At 36.3% G+C, this 22,807-nt stretch carries 19 protein-coding genes; 12 read left to right on the plus strand and 7 right to left on the minus strand.

Going from position 1 to position 22,807, the window contains the following annotated elements; all coding sequences use genetic code 11:
- Positions 1 to 146: 146 nt before the first annotated feature.
- Positions 147 to 2,741 carry an efflux RND transporter permease subunit gene (locus DN410_RS11125; protein WP_149176538.1) on the plus strand — a complete coding sequence of 865 codons (2,595 nt, stop codon included), beginning with the start codon at positions 147 to 149 and terminating at the stop codon, positions 2,739 to 2,741.
- Positions 2,742 to 2,777: 36 nt separating this feature from the next.
- Here the strand turns inward: DN410_RS11125 and DN410_RS11130 are convergent, their stop codons facing one another.
- From DN410_RS11130 to DN410_RS11145, 4 genes are all read right to left on the minus strand, one after another.
- A complete protein-coding gene (locus tag DN410_RS11130) occupies positions 2,778 to 3,347 on the minus strand; it encodes a hypothetical protein (RefSeq protein ID WP_149176539.1) in 570 nt (189 codons plus the stop codon).
- 87 nt (positions 3,348 to 3,434) lie between these two features.
- Complete coding sequence (gene helD / locus DN410_RS11135) at positions 3,435 to 5,768, minus strand: RNA polymerase recycling motor HelD (RefSeq protein WP_149176540.1); 2,334 nt, start codon at positions 5,766 to 5,768, stop codon at positions 3,435 to 3,437.
- A gap of 472 nt (positions 5,769 to 6,240) precedes the next feature.
- Positions 6,241 to 7,101 (minus strand): peptidylprolyl isomerase PrsA, encoded by an 861-nt coding sequence (gene prsA / locus DN410_RS11140; RefSeq protein WP_149176541.1) that lies wholly within the window; start codon positions 7,099 to 7,101, stop codon positions 6,241 to 6,243.
- Between the two features lie 425 nt (positions 7,102 to 7,526).
- Positions 7,527 to 7,721, minus strand: a complete 195-nt coding sequence (locus DN410_RS11145) for a hypothetical protein (protein ID WP_000172690.1) — start codon at positions 7,719 to 7,721, stop codon at positions 7,527 to 7,529.
- A gap of 113 nt (positions 7,722 to 7,834) precedes the next feature.
- Here DN410_RS11145 and DN410_RS11150 point away from each other — a divergent pair, with 113 nt between their 5' ends.
- Positions 7,835 to 8,170 (plus strand): DUF1878 family protein, encoded by a 336-nt coding sequence (locus DN410_RS11150; protein WP_149176542.1) that lies wholly within the window; start codon positions 7,835 to 7,837, stop codon positions 8,168 to 8,170.
- A gap of 5 nt (positions 8,171 to 8,175) precedes the next feature.
- Here DN410_RS11150 and DN410_RS11155 read toward each other — a convergent pair whose 3' ends face one another.
- The 3 genes from DN410_RS11155 to DN410_RS11165 all read right to left on the minus strand — a co-directional run bounded on the left by DN410_RS11155 (position 8,176) and on the right by DN410_RS11165 (position 10,006).
- Positions 8,176 to 8,733 (minus strand): HTH-type transcriptional regulator Hpr, encoded by a 558-nt coding sequence (locus tag DN410_RS11155; protein ID WP_000834920.1) that lies wholly within the window; start codon positions 8,731 to 8,733, stop codon positions 8,176 to 8,178.
- Between the two features lie 298 nt (positions 8,734 to 9,031).
- A complete protein-coding gene (locus DN410_RS11160) occupies positions 9,032 to 9,394 on the minus strand; it encodes a YtxH domain-containing protein (protein WP_071711168.1) in 363 nt (120 codons plus the stop codon).
- Between the two features lie 177 nt (positions 9,395 to 9,571).
- Complete coding sequence (locus DN410_RS11165; RefSeq protein ID WP_001016832.1) at positions 9,572 to 10,006, minus strand: HIT family protein; 435 nt, start codon at positions 10,004 to 10,006, stop codon at positions 9,572 to 9,574.
- Positions 10,007 to 10,564: 558 nt separating this feature from the next.
- Here DN410_RS11165 and ecsA point away from each other — a divergent pair.
- The 10 genes from ecsA to DN410_RS11215 all read left to right on the plus strand — a co-directional run bounded on the left by ecsA (position 10,565) and on the right by DN410_RS11215 (position 22,678).
- Positions 10,565 to 11,308, plus strand: coding sequence for an ABC transporter ATP-binding protein EcsA (gene ecsA / locus DN410_RS11170; protein ID WP_149176543.1), 744 nt, complete (start codon positions 10,565 to 10,567; stop codon positions 11,306 to 11,308).
- The gene (gene ecsB, locus DN410_RS11175; protein ID WP_149176544.1) at positions 11,301 to 12,512 is read left to right on the plus strand and encodes an ABC transporter permease EcsB; all 1,212 of its coding nucleotides are present in this window, start codon (positions 11,301 to 11,303) and stop codon (positions 12,510 to 12,512) included. The genes ecsA and ecsB overlap by 8 nt, the downstream gene beginning before the upstream one ends.
- Before the next feature lie 13 nt (positions 12,513 to 12,525).
- A complete protein-coding gene (gene ecsC, locus DN410_RS11180; RefSeq protein WP_149176545.1) occupies positions 12,526 to 13,230 on the plus strand; it encodes an ecs operon protein EcsC in 705 nt (234 codons plus the stop codon).
- Positions 13,231 to 13,604: 374 nt separating this feature from the next.
- Positions 13,605 to 14,336, plus strand: coding sequence for a gluconate operon transcriptional repressor GntR (gene gntR, locus DN410_RS11185; RefSeq protein WP_149176546.1), 732 nt, complete (start codon positions 13,605 to 13,607; stop codon positions 14,334 to 14,336).
- Positions 14,329 to 15,864 carry a gluconokinase gene (gene gntK, locus DN410_RS11190; protein ID WP_149176547.1) on the plus strand — a complete coding sequence of 512 codons (1,536 nt, stop codon included), beginning with the start codon at positions 14,329 to 14,331 and terminating at the stop codon, positions 15,862 to 15,864. Before gntR ends, gntK begins: the two co-directional genes overlap by 8 nt.
- 117 nt (positions 15,865 to 15,981) lie before the next feature.
- On the plus strand, positions 15,982 to 17,328 hold the full coding sequence (gene gntP / locus DN410_RS11195; RefSeq protein ID WP_001131717.1) for a gluconate permease GntP: 1,347 nt from the start codon (positions 15,982 to 15,984) through the stop codon (positions 17,326 to 17,328).
- A 264-nt stretch (positions 17,329 to 17,592) separates the two neighbouring features.
- Positions 17,593 to 19,002, plus strand: coding sequence for an NADP-dependent phosphogluconate dehydrogenase (gene gndA / locus DN410_RS11200; RefSeq protein ID WP_149176548.1), 1,410 nt, complete (start codon positions 17,593 to 17,595; stop codon positions 19,000 to 19,002).
- A 102-nt stretch (positions 19,003 to 19,104) separates the two neighbouring features.
- On the plus strand, positions 19,105 to 19,215 hold the full coding sequence (locus DN410_RS28420) for a hypothetical protein (RefSeq protein ID WP_255446726.1): 111 nt from the start codon (positions 19,105 to 19,107) through the stop codon (positions 19,213 to 19,215).
- A 468-nt stretch (positions 19,216 to 19,683) separates the two neighbouring features.
- Positions 19,684 to 21,051, plus strand: coding sequence for an APC family permease (locus tag DN410_RS11210; protein ID WP_149176549.1), 1,368 nt, complete (start codon positions 19,684 to 19,686; stop codon positions 21,049 to 21,051).
- Between the two features lie 10 nt (positions 21,052 to 21,061).
- The gene (locus DN410_RS11215) at positions 21,062 to 22,678 is read left to right on the plus strand and encodes an amidohydrolase (protein ID WP_149176550.1); all 1,617 of its coding nucleotides are present in this window, start codon (positions 21,062 to 21,064) and stop codon (positions 22,676 to 22,678) included.
- The last annotated feature ends 129 nt before the right edge of the window (positions 22,679 to 22,807 follow it).

The following is a 22,807-nucleotide window of genomic DNA, read 5'->3' on the forward strand; positions in this document are numbered from 1 at the left end:
GTGGGGATCTTACTGCCAGTTAATGCGGGGTAAATGAACCAAAATAAGACATATGTCTTATTTTGAGACGTATATTCATTTTTATTCATCGTTTTCCTCTAAAGCCTATGATAAATTATTGAGCATAGTAAAGGAGGAAATAAGACATGGATAAGATTTTTCATACAATTGGACGTTTTATCATCAAGTACGCAAAGGTGAATATTGCACTTATAGTATGTTTAACGATATTCTTCGCATTTGGAATAACAAAACTTGATATGAAGATGGGGAATGATGTATTTCTAAGTAATACATCTGATGTTTATAAAGATACTGAAACATATCAAAAGCATTTTGGTGGAGATGGTATATACGTACTGCTTAGTGGAGAGAGCGATACATTGCTTTCACAAGAAACAAATAAAGCGATTGTAGAATTCACTAAAAAAGTAGAAGGTATAAAAGATATTACCGGATCAACACATTATGTTGGCTTATTAAATGAAATGTTATCCGCTCCTACTCCTTCTTTTTCAGCATTTGATACAGGAGTAACAAATGAGAAATTAGAAACAGTTTTGAAAAACTCTATTTCAAGCGGAAAAATGAATGAAATTAATAATAATGTAAAAAGTAGCTTAACGAATGAGCAACGTGAAAAAATGGGAGTGTTTATTCAGCAACAACTTGCAGCTGAACAAATGCAAGAAATACAAAAACAATTAATTGTGCTCGGACATCCGCCTACAGCTGATGAGCAAGAGAAAATAACAGCATCTATTTTAACGGAAAAGCAAAACGATGAGGTTGCAAAGTATACGCAAAGCATTTTAACAGAACAACAAAAAGTTCATATGCAACGAGATATTTTGAAAGCTCTACCGAATGTTCAACATATGAACAATGATTTACTTCATGAAATCGTCTTTTCAAATAAAGGAAAAGTACCAGACCGATTGAAACAACTCATTCCTGAGAATGGAAAACACGTTGTGATTCAGCTTCACACATCGAATAATGCAGAAATGACGACTTACGTACGTATTAATAAAGAGTTAAACGAACTTATTAAAAATACGAACTTCAGTCAAGGTGTAACAGTGAAAGTAGCTGGAATGCCTGCTATTTTAGGAGATATTCAAGAAGAGGTTATAACAACTTTAGGAATCATGCTCGGTTTAGCGGTTCTATTAATGATTGTTGTACTATTCTTCGTGTTCCCTGTAAGGCGTCGCGTTATTTCATTAGCCTTTGTGTTAATCGGGTTAATATGGACATTTGGTTTCATGGGATGGGCCGGAATTCCGATTACAATCGCAACTATGGCAACATTACCAATCATTATAGGGCTCGGCACCGATTTTGGTGTTCAATTCCATAATAGATATGAAGAGGAATATAAAACAAGTGGATTTAATGCGAAACTTGCAACATTACATGCCGTTCGTCATATTGGACCTGGCGTAGGGATTGCAGTTGTAATTATGAGTTTAAGCTTCCTGACGATGTATTTATCGAAAGCGCCGATGATGCAACAATTTGGATTAACGTTAGCGATTGGTGTATTATTCTGTTACGTTATTGAACTATTATTGATGTTCTCAACATTCTACTTATTAGATCGCAAAAAAGCAGCACCTCTATTAAAAAGTGATGCAGATAAAAATACAATGCTATCACGTTTCTTAAATCAATATGCTAATCTAGCTATGAAACTCGCAATTCCTATTTTAATTGTTTCCGTTATTTTATCTAGTCTTGGATTTATGGCAGAAAGGTCTATTCCGACTGAAACAGACTTAACAAAAATGATTCCGCAAAATATGGAGACATTAAAAAATACGAAACAATTACAAAAGATAGTTGGCTCGACAACATATATTACGTATTTAGTAGAAGCAGAGGATGTCACAGAACCGAAAGTGATGTCTTGGATGCATAGTGAAAGTAAAAAGATTGAAAATGAATATAAAGATGTGAGTGATGTTATATCACTACCTAAAGTTATTTTGCAAATCAACGGGAAAAGCCCGTTGCCAGAATCTACTGCACAAGTAGCAAATGAACTTGAAAACGTGCCGAATTCTCTGAAAGAAACGGTTATAAGTAAGAACAAAAAATACGCAACAGTTCAGTTCCAAGTGAATCCAGATCTTTCTTCTGCTGAGCAATTGAAATTGATGCATAACATATCAAAGGACATGAAGCCGATCGATGGTGTGAAAATGAAGCCAGCGGGTGCGCAAGTTATGATGCTTTATGGTATTGATAACATCGGTGCAAATAGTGAACTCATGATTGGCGCGGGGCTACTTATTATTTTCCTATCTTTATTCCTTGTGTATCGCCGCGTAAAACATGCATTATATCCATTAATACCAATTGTTTTAGTATTAGGATTCTCGCCAGGTGCTTTAAAACTACTTGATATTTCATATAATCCACTAACAACAGCACTTAGTTGCCTTGTACTTGGAATTGGAACAGAGTTTACGATTCTCATTATGGAAAGATATCGTGAAGAAGAGGTGAAGGGACTGTCTCCCAAAGAAGCAATTCGCGTTTCTCTTTCAAAAGTGGGGCAAGCCATTACCGCTTCCGGATTAACTGTAATTGTTGGGTTTTCAACGTTAATTTTTGTTAACTTCCCAGTCTTACGTGAATTTGGTATTACAACTGTTATTGATACGACACTTTCTTTATTCTGCGCTTTAACCATATTACCAGTCTTAATTGTGTTGTTTCAAAAACGTAAATAGATAGTAGGAAGAGGGTTATGATAAATAACCCTCTTTTTATGTTGTAATAAGTGAACTCGATTTAATAGAAGTACATAATTCAGAACGAGAAATTGATTCAGCTAGCTGCTGTAAATAGGAGTATTCTTCCTCATCTTTTTCGGATGTGTTAGGATCCAATAAAGGTGAAGAAAGAAGTACATCAATCGTAAGTATGTCTGCATCATGAGATACGATGTTATAACCTGCAAATACAGGGCGTTTTAAGTCTTTTACTTTTTGAATCATCTGATGGAATTTCGTAACACTTATATTGATTTCTGCTAATGGAAAGCATTTTTGGGTAGGATTCTCGATGGTCTTTTTAATTTTATAATCGTATACATAGTAGTACTTTTCTTGCTGCTCAAGTATTTGCAACTCTTTCGTTAATAAGTGGTATTTGTCTGTAAGTCCAGTTGTAAGTGCATCATGTTCTTCGCCAACTAATAATGTGAATGGTCTTGGTGAGGAGATTGAAATAGTGCGGACGTTTAGGTTAGTAAAAGTGTGATTAGATTGTAAAATGGTATGTAATTTTTCGTCAGGAAATTCACCGTCATAAATAGCAATGAAATAATGATTCATGTTTCCACTCCTTATTTTTTTCTAAAATGATATATTCTACTTTAAAGGTGTAAATCCTGCATAAAAAAGAAAACACCTTGATTCGTATCAAGGTGTTGTAATAAGCTCAAAACTCTCCGAGTCAGCCCCAAGTACAAAAGGACTAATTTCGCCAACGCTATAAAGTTGTAACTCATGCATCGCGCGTGTACAAGCAGTATAGAACAATCTACGAACGCTCTCATCGCTGTATACATCTTTAGAAGCATCGTAAATAATAACAGCATCAAATTCGATACCTTTCGCTAAATAAGCAGGGATGATAACGACGCCTTGCTCATACTCAGCGGAGGTGCTCTTCACAAGTTTAATATCTTCAATGCTACCGAGTGCCTCATAGGCAGCGGCGCTTTCGGCTGCAGATTTACATATAATTGCGATCGTATTGTGCTGCTCTGTTTGTAGTTCAGCAACTTTAGCAGTAATATGCTTATGAAGTTCGCTGTAATCAGCTACTTTCGTTACTGTAGGCTTCTCACCGTCACGTTCAAAAGCGTTAATTTTCTTTCCTTCTGGTACGAGATTTCGTGTGAATTCAATAATCGGTTTTGTTGAGCGATAGCTACGAGTTAAGTTGATACCGTTCGTTTCGTCTGGCCCGTATAAATTCGTAAGTGTATCGAAATTCACCGTTTCACTCGCATGAGCAAATATTGCTTGGTTAAAGTCTCCGAGTACCGTCATTTTTGCGGCAGGGAAGAGACGTTTTAAAAACTCGAATTGAAACGGAGAATAATCTTGCGCTTCATCTACGAGTACGTGTTTAATTGATCTGTTCGTTTGGAAGCCTTCAATTAACTCTTTTAAAAGTAAAAATGGAGTCGCATCCTCGTAATATAGCTTTCCTTCATCAAGCATGTTCACCGTTAGTGAGCAAATGTCGTCCCATTCTTTCGGCTTTTCTCCAGTAACCAATGATACATCTGTGAAGAGTTGTTTATATATGCCTGTGAAATTGATGAAACGCAATGTTTGAACACCTTTACGAAGTGGCTTCAATTTTTTACGGACAATCATACGTCCAAGCACTTTCGTTTCTTTCTCAAAATCATTAAAGGAGTTGTCGTCAAACTCGCCCTTTTTCTGCAAGTATTTATAAGCCTTTTGATATTCATCTTTACTAAGTAGTTCAATTTCTTCTTCTACCCAAGGCTTTTTCAGTTCTGCTTTTTCAAGTGCATCTATTTGCTTATTTAGCCAATCCGTTAACTTCTCAATACGGCTATGGAAGCGGAGGGAGGAGTCAGTATTATAAAATTGCTCTGCGATTTCTTTAGCAGAGGCAATCAGTTTTCCTCTAAATTTCATTCCTCTAAATAGCATGCCAGACGATTCAAGAGATTGTCTGTACGTTCTAATCATCTCGAAAAATTGAGTAGATGCTTTAAAGCGAATGCTTGCATTTCTAGTTTTATAGGCAGGGCTATTCGTTTCAGTTAGCATATATTCTAATTGTTCGTATGGATCTTCCACGTCAAATGATTTACTTAGTCTATGATTTAAATATTCCTGGAATGTAACTTGCTGCATATTCTCTTCGCCAAGTTCAGGTAGTACGTTAGAAACGTAGCTGTTGAACATAGAGTTAGGGGAGAAGAGAATGATTTGATCTGCTTTTAACCATTCGCGATATTTATATAGTAAGTAGGCGATTCGTTGCAGGGCAGCAGACGTTTTACCGCTACCAGCAGCTCCTTGCACGATAAGTAGTCGACCTTCATCGTGACGAATAATTTCATTTTGCTCGCGCTGGATTGTCGCAACTATACTTTGCATATGTTTGTTCGTACCTTTTCCGAGCGCTTGTTGCAGGATTTCGTCTCCAATTGTAAGGCTCGTATCGAACATAGAATCAATCTCGCCATTTTGAATAATGTATTGTAATTTTTTCTCTACAGTTCCGTTAATGACACCGCCTGGCGTACTATATTTTGCCGGCCCTGGTGGATAGTCATAGTAGACGCTTGAAATAGGTGCGCGCCAATCGTATATGAGAAAATTTTCGCCGCTTGCATCAGTAAGGGTAGCAACACCGATATAAATTTTCTCAGCCGCAGGTTCGCCTTCTTCTGTAAAATCAATGCGCCCGAAGTAAGGAGCTTTCTGCATACGTTTTAATGCAGCTAGTCGATTAAAAGTGTGCTTATGTGTAATTTGTGTGACAGCTAGTGACTGAGCTTGTTGTCTTAAGTTGATAACTGTTTCAAGATAATCATCAAAAGTATCCGTGTTCACTTTCACGTCATCCCAAAAGTGTTTACGAATATTGATTACTTCCGCCCGGCGTCTACCAGTTTCGTTTTCCAGCTTATCAATTTGTTTCGCAATCGTTTCGATTACGGTATCCAAGCGTTTTTGCTCTAGATCAAGTTTTTTGTTCATACGGTAGCACTCCTTTAAAAGTGAAAAATAGAGGTTGACTGAAGATGTGTTTTGGTGTACAATTAAGATACGGATAAATACGTTCCTTTCATTTTAGAAAACGTGTTTCTGTACTAATTTAACATAGTTTTTGAATTTAATCAATGATAATGAGATAAACCTTGGTTCCATGTGGCGTGGACCAAGGTTTTTTTGTGTTTTAAGAGAGATTCGCAGTTATTGTAAATTTCTGTCGGTAAGTCGATATACTTCGAAAATCGCCGATATAATTGGAGTTGCGTCGATATACTTCGAAAATCGCTGATATAATTGGAGTTACGGTCGATATAATTGAAAAATCGCTGATATAATTTAGAGCAGAGTTTAATTTATTCGGAGAATCAACCATATAATTTCATTTGCCGAATCTGGACGTAATGTACGGCAAGAAGAGAGCATACAAAAAAAGCTCGGGCTTAGCCCGAGCTTTTCATTATTTCTTTTCTTCTTTTTTAGCGTCAGTTTTCTTCTCTTCGAAAAGATCTTTTAAATCTTTATCGTCAACTTTTACGTCAGCAGCTTTGATTTCTTTCATCATAAGATCGTTCATAAATTGTGCATCTTGTGCTTTCTTTTGAACTAGATCTTTTTTGATGTCGCCTTTAACTTCATCAAATGGTTTTTGTTCTTTAATGTCTGTTACTTTAATGATGTGGTAACCGAATTGTGTTTTTACAGGCTCGCTTACTTCATCTTTTTTCAGCTTGTAAGCAGCATCTTCGAATTCTTTAACCATTTTACCAGAAGTAAAGTAGCCAAGGTCTCCGCCTTTTTCTTTTGAACCAGTATCTTCAGAGTATTGTTTCGCTAACTCTTCGAAAGATTTACCTTGTCCAAGTTCTTCTTTCACCTTTTTCGCAGTTGCTTCATCTTTTACAAGAATGTGGCTTGCTTTAATTTCAGGCTTGTAGTTTTCTTTTAATTCTTTATCAGTGATTGTTTTCTCGATAGCTTTTTCTTGAGCTAATTGAGCACGCACACCAGTTTTTATAGTTTCTTCTTTAATACCTTGTTGTTTTAATAGTGTATCGAATTGATCACCGTATTGTTTTTTCATTTCATCGAACTTTTTGTCTACTTCTTTGTCTTCAACTTTGTAGTTTTTAATAAGTACTTTTTCCATAACCATGTTGTTTAATACTTGTTTACCAGCTTGTGTTTTCATTTGCTCGTAGAATTCGTCTTTTGTAATGTCACCAGCTTTAGATGTAACGATTTTGTCTGATGATGATGTTCCACAAGCTGATAGTGCGATTACACTTGTTGCGGCTAAGGCAAGCATAGCTTTCTTCATTCGATAAACACTCCTACTATTATGTATTTTTAATTTATCCTATACCAATGAATTGTAATTCATAAGAGCCCGATTAAGTCTCACTGATACTTTTGCTTTTTATATTGGTAAAGCGCGCTTAACAGGGCTTACCGAGGCTTTAGGATAAAGTTAAGATGCGTGTCATTTATTTCATAGTATAAGCAATATGTACAGAATTTAATATATCATATTTCGACTCGATTTCATATTGATAAAGAAAAATTAACCATATCGTGTCAGATTTTGAAAGTGTGCCATATTGGGCATATGCCGCATATACAGAATAGAGGAGGGGATGGGGATGAATTCTCAACTTATTTTATTACTTGTACTGTTTATTTTATTGGTTATAGTAGGTATAATTTGCTTATAGAGGAAAAAAATGAGGAAGGGGCTTTCCTTCCTCACTTTCCATGAAATATAATTTCTATATAACTAGAAATTAATAAAATTGTTATACATACATTAATAACCCGAAAGACACCGGGTTGGCGGCTCGCAGCTATTTGTTTTCGTTCACACAGTGTATGTGTCATGAAATTCGTGTAAAATATAACAAGAAGTGCGAATGCGACAAAAACAACTGTTATAAGTGTCATGAGGCGAGACCTCCTTTTGGCTAAAATACATATATATATTGTATCACACGATATTTTGTTCGTGTTACAAAATTCAGAAATAGAAGACTTTGTGTTAGAAAGTGAGGGAGAAAATGGACGTTGTTAGAAGATTAGAACAAGCTGAATACTACGTAGACCTACTATTTAAAATGATTGATGAAGAAAAGTGTCCATTTTATTCTTTGATCATAAAGAAAAAAGCTCGTAAAAAAGATATTGAACGTATACTACAACTTTGTGAAAAACTGAACGAACAATACGTAGTGGAGAAAGCAGAAGGGCTTTTATTGTTCGATGCGCTGTTAGATCAATTTGAAAAAGCGCTTCCACATCAGCTCGAAGTACACGAAACTGCGGAAGCGCTAGCAAAACAAGGTTTATTTAAGCCACTTATGAATGAATTCCTAAGCATGATTGCGAAAAAATAAATAGATTACTTCTTAACTAACTTCTGATCGGATTCCGTAAAGTTCTCCTCAATATTTTCTAACGATTTCTCAAAAATATCGATGAAGTCTTGTCCGTAAATATTACGCAGGATTGCGATCAGTTCGATATTTTCTGGGAACTTCCCATAAAAATTACGAAGTGCAAGAGCCCCATTAAACACAGAATTATTTTCAGGATCATACTCCTCCATTAAGCGAAGTAGTAATTCTTCCCCTTTGTCTGTAATTTCAATGTACGTATTTCGTTTATCATCTTCTTTTTTCGAGAATACAAGATAGCCGCGTTCTTCCAGTTTTTTCGAGAAGTTAAACGCCGTTGATACGTGCATAACTCCAAACTTAGCAATCTCAGAAATAGAAGCCCCTTTTAAATGATAAGCGATTGATAAAATGTGATGCTCATTAATGTTTAAATCGTAAGGTTTAATCCACTGTTGCCAATCTTTCTCTACACATTTCCATAACGCTTTCGATAATTGAGCAATGCGTTGGCTGAAAATCATCGCTTCTTTTACCGAGTAATCTTTTTCTCCACTTTTCATTTACTCACCCACTTTAACATTCTTTTTCATTACTATCTATTATGCCAGTAAAATAAAAATTAATAAAGTCTTTTTGTGAGAATTGTGAAAATTTTTTAAAAAAATGACATTCTATACAAATCATGCATAACTATGGAAGCGGTTTATGAGTCAAGAATACATGCGTTGTCTGTACATGTTAAAGGATAACATATATTGTAAATGCATAAAAACACGGCATATCTATGTGATATGCCGTGTTAAGGTCAATTTATCTAAAAAATATTTGTTATATGCAAAAAACTAAGCAGGAATCTGTTTACGCTTTTTCTGGAACAGCTTCTTGTAGTTTCTCAATTGACTTTTGGATGTCTAAAATTTCTTTCTCAATATGGCGCTTGTTTTGAGAAATATCTTGTTTCCAGTTAGAAAGCGTGTCTTGCATATCGTCTTTTAATTCTTGAAACACTTCTTTACCTTCTGAAGCAGTTTCAACGATTTGACGCTTTAATAACTTTGTATCAGCTGTAATATCAGCTAAAGTCTTTTTAATATCAGTTCCTTTTTCTTTCAGCTTGCCGCGCATATCTTTACCCGAAGAAGGAGTTGAGAAAAGAACGGCTAGTCCAGCAACAGCTCCGCCGCAAATAACACCTGTAATAAAGGATTTAGCTTTTGACATAAAAGGAGACCTCCTTATTTTTTGTTCGTATTCATGATGTGAAAAAGTATGCATATCTTTCTTATATGTGCTAGGCACAAACAATCATCCCCGGGCATTGTGAAGAAACAAGTCATGCTAATGTTTAATCATTTTGGGGAATAGACTTGTTATGTATTACGTCTTCTTATAGTGTCACTATTTCACACTATTTGCAATTGTGCTTGCGATGTTTTGTAAATTTTCCATAGTGTATTCATTTTGGTGTGATTTCCAAACAGCACCGAAACCATCGTTTTCACCGTAGCGTGGAATTAAATGAAGGTGGAAGTGGAACACAGTTTGTCCAGCTTTTTCACCGTTATTGTTAAGTAGGTTAAAACCAACTGGATTAAACTCTGCTTTCATTGCATTTGCGATTTTTGGAACGACAGCAAAAATGTGTGATGCGATTTCTGGCGTTAACGCAAATATATCTTGTTTGTGAACTTTTGGAATAACAAGTGTATGTCCTTTTGTTACTTGACTAATATCTAAAAATGCAAGTACATGCTCATCTTCGTATACTTTTGAGCAAGGGATTTGCCCGTCAATAATTTTACAAAAAATACAATTATCCGCTGTATGATTCATCGATCTCATCCTTTCAAGTAGCCTTAGCCGTATTTTACCATAATTACATAATAGAACAAACACGAAAAACAGGAAGCTGACTCAGCTTCCTGTTTTCTGAAGAGGGATTGAAAAAGCATTATCGTAATTTACGTTTCGCAGACACCCCATTTATTTTAAGAAATGCACGGTAAATCGGCTAAAGTTTCTGCCGTAGACACCCCATTTTCAAGTGAAATGAATTGCAATCTTTTTTAAAGGAAATTGTTTATTTTTAAAACAGTATATGCTCTTTCGGAGACACCCCGTTTCTAAAATGAAACAAATAATCTGGTTATGTGTAAATTTCTTTGTCCAACATGGACACCCCTTTTCATGATGACTTCACTATGTTGTTATACTCATCAATTGGTGGTTGCTTTTTCAATGTGTTCCTTCTTCACTAATTATGATGTCCGCTTTCGTAAAAATATATGCGAAGAAATTTAAATTTTTTTTAAGACATCGATACTATGTAGTACAGCGCCATTTTTGGTAAGATGAATATAGAACGAATATAAATGAAGAAAGTGGTGTCGTATGAGCGAGTTATTGCGTGTAGAAAATGTTACAGGAGGATATACGAAACGACCTGTACTAAAAGATGTTTCGTTCTCTGTTAATAAAGGCGAACTTGTCGGCTTAATCGGTTTAAATGGAGCTGGTAAAAGTACGACGATTAAACATATTATCGGTTTAATGGAACCGAAAAAAGGAACTGTCACAATTAATGGGAAAACAATTCGTGATGATATGACAGCGTACCGTTCTAGTTTCTCCTTCATTCCAGAAACACCGGTATTATATGATGAATTAACGTTAGAAGAGCATTTGAAGTTAACAGCGATGGCGTACGGCATCGATGAAAAGCAATATGAAGAACGTGTAGGACAATTATTACAAGAGTTTCGCATGAAAAATCGTTTAAAATGGTTTCCGTCTCATTTCTCAAAAGGGATGAAGCAAAAGGTAATGATTATGAGTGCGTTTTTAGTGGAGCCATCTCTTTACATCGTAGACGAACCGTTCGTTGGGCTTGATCCGTTAGCGATCCAATCGCTTCTTCAAATGATGGATCAAATGAAAAAGAGCGGCGCCGGTATTTTAATGAGTACACACATTTTAGCGACGGCAGAGCGTTATTGTGATTCATTCATTATTCTGCATCAAGGTGAAGTAAGAGCGAAGGGAACATTATCTGAACTGCAATCTGACTTTAATATGCCAGGTGCAACATTAGATGACATTTACATTGCATTAACGAAGGAAGAAGATTATGAATAGCACAGCATTATGGAAAGAACGATTTCGTTACTTTCTACAAGAAGTTCGTACATATAGTAAATACGTATTTAATGATCATTTAAAATTTATTTTCGTATTCATCATCGGCGCAGGAGCGTATTATTACCAGCAATGGTTACAAACGTTAACACCTTCGTTTCAGGCGGCCCTCGTTATGGCAGTGTTGCTTGGACTCGTATTAACGGCTGGGTCAATTCAAACGTTATTAAAAGAAGCAGACCTCGTTTACTTACTGCCAGTTGAAGAAAAGTTAAAGCCGTACTTTACAAAGGCATTTCTCTTTACGTTTATGATTCAGTTATACATAATCGCAATTGTAGCAGCAGCGCTTGCCCCGTTATATTTCCAGCAAATGAAACAAACAGGTGCTGGCTACATATGGCTCGTACTTGCGTTTGTTATTGTAAAAGCGTGGAATTTATTTGTAGCGTGGGAAAAATCATTTTTAACAGATCAAAATGTACAAAGGGCCGATTGGTTCATTCGTTTCATTTTAAATGGCTTATTTGTTTATTTCCTTGTAGAACGTACTTCCGTTATGTTTATTGGTGGAATTGTCCTGCTCATGGTGTTATACCTTGCGATCCTGCATCAAATGGTGAAGGGAAAGCCGCTAAACTGGGAATATTTAATTTCTGAAGAAGGTAAGAAAATGATGCTGCTGTACCGTATTGCAAATATGTTCATTGATGTACCAGCATTAAAAGAACGAGTATCCCGTAGAAAATGGCTTGATTTCATTCTTTCGATAATTGGCGAAAAGCGTACATATTTATACTTATATACGAGAACATTTTTACGCTCGGGCAACTATTTTGGCTTATATGTGCGCCTGCTCGCTCTTGGAGGAGTTATTCTTTACTTCATTCCGTTTTTATATGGGCGATTTATCGTCAGCCTAATCTTCCTATACTTAATCGGTTATCAGCTATTAACTTTATGGAAACATCACCGTATGAAAGTTTGGCTTGATTTGTATCCAGTAGGGGGCGAAGAGAAGAAGAAAGATTTTCTTACTTTATTAAATGCAATCCTCATTACTGGTAGCATTATCTTTACAATTGTATTTCTACTAGCGACGAAAGATTTCATGATGACGGGAATTTTACTAATCGTAAGCATAGTATTTAGTATCGGTTTCGTTTATCAATACGGTGCAAAACGCATTGAGCGCTTAAATTGAAAGGAATGAACCTATGATTACATATGAAGAAAAGGTTATAAAAGAATTGGAGCAGTGGAAAGCTACGTTCATGAAAGATTCTTCTATGATGACACGGTTCTCTAAAAAAGTGCAGGTGAAGGTGCAACAACTAGTGCCCGCGAAAGTGCAAAAGGTACTAACAGAAACGATTCGGATGATGGTGCAAACAATTAGTGCTGGATCAAACTTCATAAAACCGAAGCTAAAAGAAACGAACTGGTCACTGCAAAGACGTGACGATGAAGTCCGTAAAAAAATAGATGAGTACAAAAAAATAGCGGCGGCAGAAGGAGCGGGGACGGGAGCAGGCGGTATCCTTCTCGGCCTTGCTGATTTTCCGCTACTACTTACGATTAAAATTAAATTTTTATTCGATGCCGCAACATTGTACGGATTTGATACGAGTAACAAAGAAGAACGGCTCTTTATCCTTCACGTTTTCCAGCTTGCTTTTTCAAGTGATGATCACCGAAAAGAAATATGGAAAGCGATTGAAACGTGGGATACAGAAGAAAATCATATGGACTGGGAAAAGTTCCAAACAGAGTACCGAGACTATATCGATTTAGCGAAGATGCTTCAGCTCGTCCCGGTAATCGGTGCCCCGGTCGGTGCGTATGCGAACTATCAATTATTGCAACGACTTGGAGAAGTGACGATGAATTGCTATCGTATGCGATTGCTGAATAGAAATTGATTTGCTTTACAAAAAAAGAAAGCATCCTAAATGTGTAAATTAGGATGCTTTTTTATTTATATTTATTATTTCCTGACGGTTGAAAGAATGGAGTGGGTAGGGTTAAAGGGATTGGTATTTTTTTCTTTTTAGGAGTATCGCCTCATACCCATTAAGCTAAAATTTTAAAGTATCCCCTTAAACGGAAATTTTATGTTTTTTACAGTACCAAAGTTTATTTTTATCGTTCTGGGGAGGAATGTGTTTCTTAAGTTGAGGGATGTGGGGCTATCTCCTTAAAAGAATCGAAACAAAAAGTAAAAGCGCTTGCATAATTAAAAATCCGAGTTATAATACTTGTATACAAGTATACTTGATTAACATGAGGTGAAGTTATGACGGAATCAATGGGATTTCTTTATCCTGAAAAATGGCTTTCAAAAGCTTCTGCAGGTGATCGTGTTGCGAGCGAACTGAGAATGCGCATTATTGGAGGTAAAATTGAAAGCGGTACCATCCTGTCAGAAAATAAATTAGCTGCCGATTTTTCTGTAAGTCGGTCACCCGTTCGTGAAGCATTAAAAGTACTAGCTTCTGAAAATATTATTCGCTTAGAAAGAATGGGCGCAGTTGTCATTGGTTTAACCGAGAAAGAAATCGAAGAAATATATGATGTTCGTTTACTTATAGAAACGTTTATCTTTGAGCGACTTGGAAAGATGGACACAAATGATTTAGTAAGAGAACTAAATAAAATAATGGAAATGATGAAAATCGCCATTAAATATCATGATTCTGATGAATTTTCTTATCAAGATCTTTTATTCCATGAAACGATTATTCGAACCATTGAGCATTCCTACATCCTGATGATTTGGAATAATTTAAAGCCTGTTATGGAAAGCTTAATCCTTTTATCAATGCGTACTCGTTTCAAGGAAAAGTACGAAGACTTTGAACGGATTATTAAAAATCATGAGCTTTATATAAAAGCAATCGAATCAAAAGATCGAGCCCTCATGATTGAGGCCTTACATCAAAACTTTGATGATGTTCAAGGGAAAGTTGAAGATCTCTGGATGTCACAACAAATGTTATCTAAAGGAGTTGAGCAAGGACATGAGTAGCTATATGTTAGGTATAGATATCGGTACAACAAGTACGAAAGCAGTTTTATTTACTGAAAAAGGCGAAGTCATCCAAACCAAGAATATTGGTTATCCACTTCGCACACCGGGTATATCCACAGCGGAACAAGATCCAGAAGAGATTTTCCAAGCTGTTTTACAAGCGATATCAAATATAACGAAACAGCATTCAGATAAAAAACCATCGTTTATTTCATTTAGCAGTGCTATGCATAGTGTCATTGCTATGGATGAAAATGATCAGCCGCTGACACCTTGTATCACTTGGGCAGATAATCGTAGTGAGGAATGGGCACATAAAATCAAAGATGAACTGAATGGCCATGAAGTTTATAGACGAACAGGAACACCTATTCACCCAATGTCACCATTAAGTAAAATTACATGGATTGTGAATGACCATCCGGAAATTGCTATTAGAACGAAAAAATATATTGGAATCAAAGAATATATCTTCAAACAATTCTTTGATCAATATGTTGTTGATCATTCCATCGCCTCGTGCATGGGTATGATGAACTTAAAAACGCTAGATTGGGATGAGGAGGCTTTAAAAATTGCTGGTATAACATCAGCTCAATTATCTGAACTCGTACCAACCACCCAAATATTTAGCAACTGCAATCCAGATTTAGCCCAAAAGATTGGTATCGATTCACAAACACCGTTTGTCATTGGTGCCAGTGATGGGGTGCTTTCTAATCTAGGTGTGAATGCAATTCGAAAAGGTGAGATTGCTGTCACAATTGGGACAAGTGGTGCTATTCGGACCATCATTGACAAGCCACAAACAGATAAAAAAGGAAGAATATTTTGTTATGCCTTAACGGAAAAGCATTGGGTAATTGGTGGACCGGTAAACAATGGCGGAATGGTCCTTCGCTGGATTCGTGATGAACTTGCTTCATCAGAAGTAGAAACTGCGAAAAGACTAGGAATTGATCCATACGATGTATTAACTAAAATAGCTGAACGCGTGAGACCTGGTGCAGACGGATTATTATTCCATCCATACCTCGCAGGGGAACGTGCACCATTATGGAATCCAGATGTACGTGGCTCCTTCTTCGGTTTAACGATGTCACATAAGAAGGAACATATGATTCGTGCAGCTTTAGAAGGCGTTATATATAATTTATACACTGTATTCTTAGCGTTAACCGAATGCATGGATGGTCCTGTAACCCGTATTCAAGCAACAGGCGGCTTCGCAAGGTCTGACGTTTGGCGACAGATGATGTCCGATATTTTCGCATCTGAAGTCGTTGTTCCAAAGAGCTACGAAAGCTCATGTCTAGGTGCATGTATATTAGGTCTCTATGCCACAGGAAAAATTGATTCTTTTGAAATCGTTTCCGAAATGGTTGGCAGTACCTACAAACATACACCGAAAGAAGAAGCAACAAAAGAATACAGACAATTACTGCCGATATTTATTAACCTATCAAGGGCGCTAGAAGATGATTATACACGAATTGCAAATTATCAAAGAAATTTAATAAAGTAAAACTTTCATCAGTAATCCCCCACGCCTCGCTTCTATCTAAACCTCGAGGTGGGGGGCCTTACTGCCCACGAATAGCGGGATAAATACAAATACAGCTAAGATTAGGGGGGAACTACGATGCCATTAGTCATTGTAGCAATTGGGATTTTAGCATTACTTTTACTGATTATGCGCTTTAAATTAAATACCTTTATTTCATTAATCATTGTATCGGTCGGGGTTGCTTTAGCACTTGGAATGCCACCAGAAAAGATTTTTAAAACCATTGAAGCGGGATTAGGCGGAACACTTGGTCATTTAGCACTCGTTTTTGGACTTGGTGCGATGTTAGGTAAGTTGCTTTCAGATTCTGGGGGCGCACAACGCATTGCCATGACCCTTGTGAAAAAATTTGGTGAAAAGAACATTCAATGGGCTGTTGTGACTGCCTCATTTATTATCGGGATTGCATTATTTTTTGAAGTAGGATTAGTATTATTAATTCCAATTGTATTTGCGATTTCAAGAGAATTAAAAGTTTCTATCTTATATCTCGGTATTTCGATGGCAGCAGCTTTATCTGTAACACACGGATTTTTACCGCCACACCCAGGACCAACTGCTATCGCTGGTGAATTGCATGCAAACATCGGTGAAGTATTACTTTACGGTTTTATGATAGCGGTTCCAACGGTTGTGTTAGCTGGACCTGTATTTACTAAACTTGCAAAAAAACTAGTACCTGATGCGTTCACAAAAACCGGTAATATCAAATCTTTAGGTGAGCAGAAAGTATTTAAACTTGAAGAAACTCCTGGCTTTGGAATCAGTGTTTTTACCGCTTTACTGCCTGTTCTTTTAATGGCAGTCGCTACAATTATTACTTTGCTGCAAAAAACAATGGGATTCAAAGATAATAGTTTACTAGCAACGATCGAGTTTATTGGGAATGCGGATACTGCCATGTTGATATCCTTACTAGTTGCGATCTATACAATGGGATTGGCAAGAAATATTCCAATCAAAAACGTGATGGAATCTTGTACAACAGCGATCTCGAATATTGGGATGATGCTCTTAATTATTGGTGGAGGCGGCGCTTTCAAACAAGTATTAATTGATGGCGGCGTTGGTAACTATGTAGCCGAATTGTTCAAAGGAACTTCATTATCACCGATCTTGCTCGCATGGATTATCGCTGCCATCTTACGTATTTCATTGGGGTCTGCTACGGTTGCTGCATTAACAACTGTTGGTTTAGTGATTCCGATGTTAGGTCAATCTGATGTTAACCTTGCTTTAGTTGTCCTTGCAACAGGGGCTGGTAGTTTAATTGCTTCACACGTGAACGATGCGGGTTTCTGGATGTTCAAAGAGTACTTTGGTTTAAGCATGAAAGAAACATTTGCAACATGGACTTTACTTGAGACTATCGTTTCTGTAGCCGGATTAGGGTTTACTTTATTATTAAGTTTATTTGTATAGATCTTTCTAAACAGTAAAAGGGATACGGTAGCTGTTTAATGTGATTTTTCATAATTAACCGGTAATTTTTCATGATTGATTAATAAGGATGAAAATTTCTCTTTATTTTTTAACTTGATAGTGATGTGCCGTGTCCCTATAACCTTTTGCACGAATACTGGCGGAGCCTATTGAAATGAAAAAGATTGATTATTTGATTAAAGTGTTATTTTAGGTATATATACTATAATACAGAGTAACATACACGGAAAGGAACGATGGAATATGGAAAAGTTACAAATTGGAGTTGTTGGTGTTGGCGTTATGGGAAAAAGCCTCGCACTTAACTTTGAGAGCAAAGGGTATTCTGTTGCCCTATATGATATTTCAAAGGAAAAAGTTGATGAAATCATTGAGGAAAACCGTGGTAAAAACTTAGTTGGTACTCATATAGTTGAAGAGTTTGTTAACTCACTTGAATCACCTAGAAAGATTTTATTAATGGTTAATGCAGGGGAAATTACAGATAAGGCGATTGATTCTCTAGTCCCTTACCTCGATAAAGGTGATATTTTAATTGACGGTGGTAATACATACTTTGTCGATACAATTCGCCGAAACGAACGTCTTGCCGAAGAAGGAATCAATTTCATCGGGGCAGGTGTGTCAGGCGGCGAAGAGGGTGCATTGAAGGGACCATCTATTATGCCAGGCGGACAGAAGGATGCATACGAAAAAGTAAAGGATATGCTTGAAAACATCTCTGCAAAAGTGAATAACGAGCCTTGCTGTTCTTATATCGGACCTAATGGGGCAGGCCACTATGTAAAGATGGTTCACAACGGTATTGAGTATGGAGATATGCAATTAATTTGTGAAGCATATTTCTTCTTGAAACAAACACTTGATTTGACTGCAGAAGAGTTCCATGAAATATTTGCTGAATGGAATAAAGGTGAACTGAACAGCTATCTAATTGAGATTACAGCCGATATCTTCAAGAAGAAAGATGAAGAAACTGGTAAGCCATTAGTGGATGTTATTCTTGATACTGCAGGACAAAAGGGTACAGGGAAATGGACAAGCCAAAGCGCACTTGATTTAGGTATCTCTCTGCCTATTATCACGGAATCTGTATTTGCACGTTGCATTTCTGCTTTAAAAGAAGAGCGTGTGAACGCAAGCAAAGTTTTATCTGGCCCTAAAGATAAAACAGCAATTGGAGTTGAAAAAGCTGAATTAATTGAAGCAGTGCGCCAAGCTTTATATATGAGTAAAATTTGTTCTTATGCACAAGGATTCACGCAATTGAAGGTAGCTTCTGAAGAATATGATTGGAACCTTGATTTTGGCAGCATTTCTATGCTTTGGAGAGGCGGATGTATTATCCGTGCTGCCTTTTTACAGAACATTAAAGAGGCTTATGAAACAAACACTGACCTACCGAACCTTTTACTTGATCCATACTTTAAAGAAATTGTAGAGTCATATCAAGGTGGATTACGCCAAATTATCTCAATGGCAGTACAACAGGGCATTCCGATACCTGCATTTTCAGCAGCAATTTCTTATTATGACAGCTATCGTACTGCAAAACTACCTGCAAACTTGTTACAAGCGCAGCGCGATTATTTTGGAGCACATACGTATAAACGAGTAGATAAAGAAGGTATATTCCATACAAAATGGATATAAAATAAGAAATGGACTAAGATTAAATTCTTAGTCCATTTTTCATCCCACGATTCGCAGGCAATAAGACTCCTACTGATGGAAATTTCACGTCTGGTTACAGCTATGGGAGGAAATGATTTAAGGATATATGGATTGAGTCATTTAGGAGATTATGAGGCAACATTGTTCTCATTACATAGTCATAATCGAAAATTTGGAGAAGCGTTGTCTTAGGTCAAAAGTTTGAAAGTAAAGATGCATTAGAAGAACTTTTTTTAAGACCGGTTAAATTTGAATTCCAATGATAAGATGTTTTTTATTGAAAATCACTTCTTCAATAAACGAGAGCTTATATTAAACAAACCAAATTGATTTACTTCCGCTAACAAGAATTATGTAAATGAGCTGTCCATATGGACGGCTCATTGTATTTTTTGCTTAGCTTAGTTTTTTTCAAAAATGCTGGCGATACCCTATGCCCATCAAGCTAAGGTTATATAAGTTTAATTTCACGCGAGATAAATATTTCAGGGGTACGGAAAGTATGCAAGTATTCATAATTTATGCAGAAACGGATATTTTCCCGTGGGGAATTTATCCGTGTTTGTTTTATAACATGAGAAAATTATAATTTTTCCATAAGATAACAAAATGGAACAAAAATTGCATAGATAAGTTGCAAAGATGAAAGGGGAGTGAAAAGTGAAAGATGACATTCAGTTAAAGCGTTCTTTGAATTTTTTTCAACTTGTATTGCTGGGTCTGGCCTATATGGCACCATTAACGGTATTTACTACGTTTGGCGTAGTGGAATCTTTATCAAAAGGAGTGATACCAACAGCCTATATACTTGCACTATGTGCGATGTTATTTACAGCATATAGCTATGGACAAATGACAAAAGCGTATCCAATTTCGGGATCAGCTTATACGTATACTCAAAAGTCATTAAGTCCAGGATTAGGTTTCATGGTTGGTTGGGTAATTTTAATGGATTATTTGTTTATCCCCATGATTAACTTCCTCATTATTTCACTCTATTTATCAGATTATTTTCCTTCTATTCCTTCGGGTATATGGATTGTTGCGATGATTATAATTGTGACAGTAATTAATGTTGTAGGGACAAAAGTAACGATTACAATGAACATGATTTTTTTAGGATTCCAGTATATCGTATTAATGGTTTTTTGTATTCTATGTATTAATTCGCTTCTTAATGGAACAGGAGAAGGAACATTATTGTCATTAAAACCGTTTATGAATCCAGATTCGTCAATCATTGCAGCATTTTCAGGGGCATCTGTACTTTGTTTATCCTTTTTAGGGTTTGATGCTTTAACAACTTTTGCAGAGGAAACCATTCAACCAAAAAAGACCATTCCAAAAGCGATTTTCTTTGTCATTTGTTTTTCTGGTATGTGCTATATTATCGTTTCATATCTAGCGCATTTAATACATCCAGACTATTTAGCGTATAAAAGTTTAGATACGGCAGCTGCTGAAATAGCTAGAATGGTAGGAGGAAATTTATTTAGTGCTTTGTTTCTTGCAGGAATGATTGTAACCGCATTCACATCTGCGTTAGCTTCTCATGCTAGTGTTTCACGTATTTTATATGCAATGGGGAGGGATTCTGTACTACCAAAATCATTTTTTGCCTATATACATCCACGTTTTCAAACGCCTATCAAAAATATTATTTTAGTAAGTATTTTTGCTTTGATGGCTCTATTTACTGACCTTGTTACAATTACATCTTTTATTAACTTCGGTGCATTGATTGCTTTTACATTTGTGAATATTTCCGTCATTGCACATTACTTTATTAAAGGAGGGAAAAGATCATTAAAATCTACGATTCTCTATTTGTTAATACCGCTTATTGGTGCATGTATAACAATTAAATTATGGAGTGATTTAGACAAGATGTCTCTCATGCTGGGAGGAGCATGGACCATTATAGGTATTGCATATCTTCTATATATCACCAAATTATTCCGTGTTCAACCACCACAGATGAATTTTGATGAATTACAGAAAGAAGATGGACAAGAATTATCTACTTAGGGGGAGAGTTATGAGAAAAAAAGCGGATATAATTTTAAGTAGTCAAGCTGTGTTTACAGGTATAGGAGAAACGCCTATCTCGGCATCAATTATTGTTAAGGATAATAAGATTATTGCTCTTGTTCCGAAAGAAGAGGTTCATGATTATGTAGATGCTGACACAATTGTACATGATTTTGGGGATCAGCTTATTATGCCTGGATTTCATGATTTCCATATTCATTTAATGTTAGGAAGTTTAGTAAATGAGGGAGTACAGTTAATTCAGGCGCGTTCAGCTAGAGAAGTTGGAAAGCTTGTAAAGGAATTTGCTGAACGAAATAAAGAGATAAATTGTATCATTGGAAGTAGCTGGGAACAGAATTTATGGGAAATTCATGAAGAGCCACATCGGATGATATTGGATGAGTATGTTGCAGATTGTCCGGTGTTTTTATATCATGCTGAATTTCATAGTGTTTGGCTAAATAGTAAAGCACTTGAAATGGCAGGGATTAATAAAGAAACTAAAAGTCCGCCATATGGAGAAATCGTCAGAGATCAAAATGGTGAGCTGACAGGAATCTTAAAGGAAAATGCAGTGGGGTTAGCAACTAGCGTATTGCAGTTTAACTCTAAACGAAATAGGGTATTGCTTCAGAATTTTTTAATAGAAGCTGCGAAATATGGAGTAACTTCTGTGCATGATTTATTGAGGATACCAGAAATGGGCGTGGAAGAAGCTGAGTTATATGATGAGTTTGAAAAAACAGGAGAGTTAACAACGAGAATTCATTTTGTTGCGCCGCTAAATGGAGATGTAAACTTAGCAAAATCCTTAAAGGAGAAATACAAATCTAGTATGGTTCAATTTTGTGGATTTAAACAATTTATTGATGGAGTAACAACTAGTTATACGGCATATTTACTTGAACCATATAATGAGGAAACAACAAGAGGGAATACTACATATCCACCAGAAACTATAAAAAAATGGACAGTGGCGGCCGATAAAGAGGGCTTTCGCGTAAGGTTTCATGCAATAGGAGATGGAGCTGTACGTTTAGCATTAGATGCTTTTGAAGAGGCTGAAGTACAGAATGGAAAAAGAGATGCAAGGCACGCAATTGAGCATGTTGAAATGATTCATCCAAATGATATTGAGAGGTTTCAAAAATTAGGGGTGCTGGCGTCCATTCAGCCTGAACATATTAATCTTACAAGTCGAGAAGTATATAGAAAGTTAATTGGATCAGAAAGGATGCAATACAATTACTTGATGAAAACATTAATGGATGCAGGAACAAAGCTTGTATTTGGCAGTGATTATCCTGTTGTTACAATAAACCCGTTACCAGAAATTTACCGTGCTGTAACAAGGCTAGATGATGAAGGTGTGGAATGGAATTCGCAAGAGAAAATATCATTAGCGGAAGCGTTACGAGCGTACACGTATACTCCTGCGTATGCCTCATTTCGCGAAAATGAACTAGGCATAATAGAAGAAGGGAATCTAGCTGACATAGTTGTGCTAGATCGGAATTTGTTTACTGTACCAGTGGAAGAAATTAAAGAAGCTAAGGTTATTTTTACAATGGTAAATGGCAATATAGTTTTTCGGAATGAGAAAGAAAGCGTTAAAAATTAATGAGGGAAGAAGAGAAAGAAGTGACAATTGGACCAGTTCAATTAGCATGTAATGAAAATATGAAATGAAGCGCAAAATCTACTGTAATTAAAAAAACGTCATACGGACACATAGGCGCTAATTTTAGAA

It is taken from the genome of Bacillus sp. SH5-2 (genome assembly GCF_008368905.1).
Classification (GTDB): Bacteria; Bacillota; Bacilli; order Bacillales; family Bacillaceae_G; genus Bacillus_A; species Bacillus_A luti.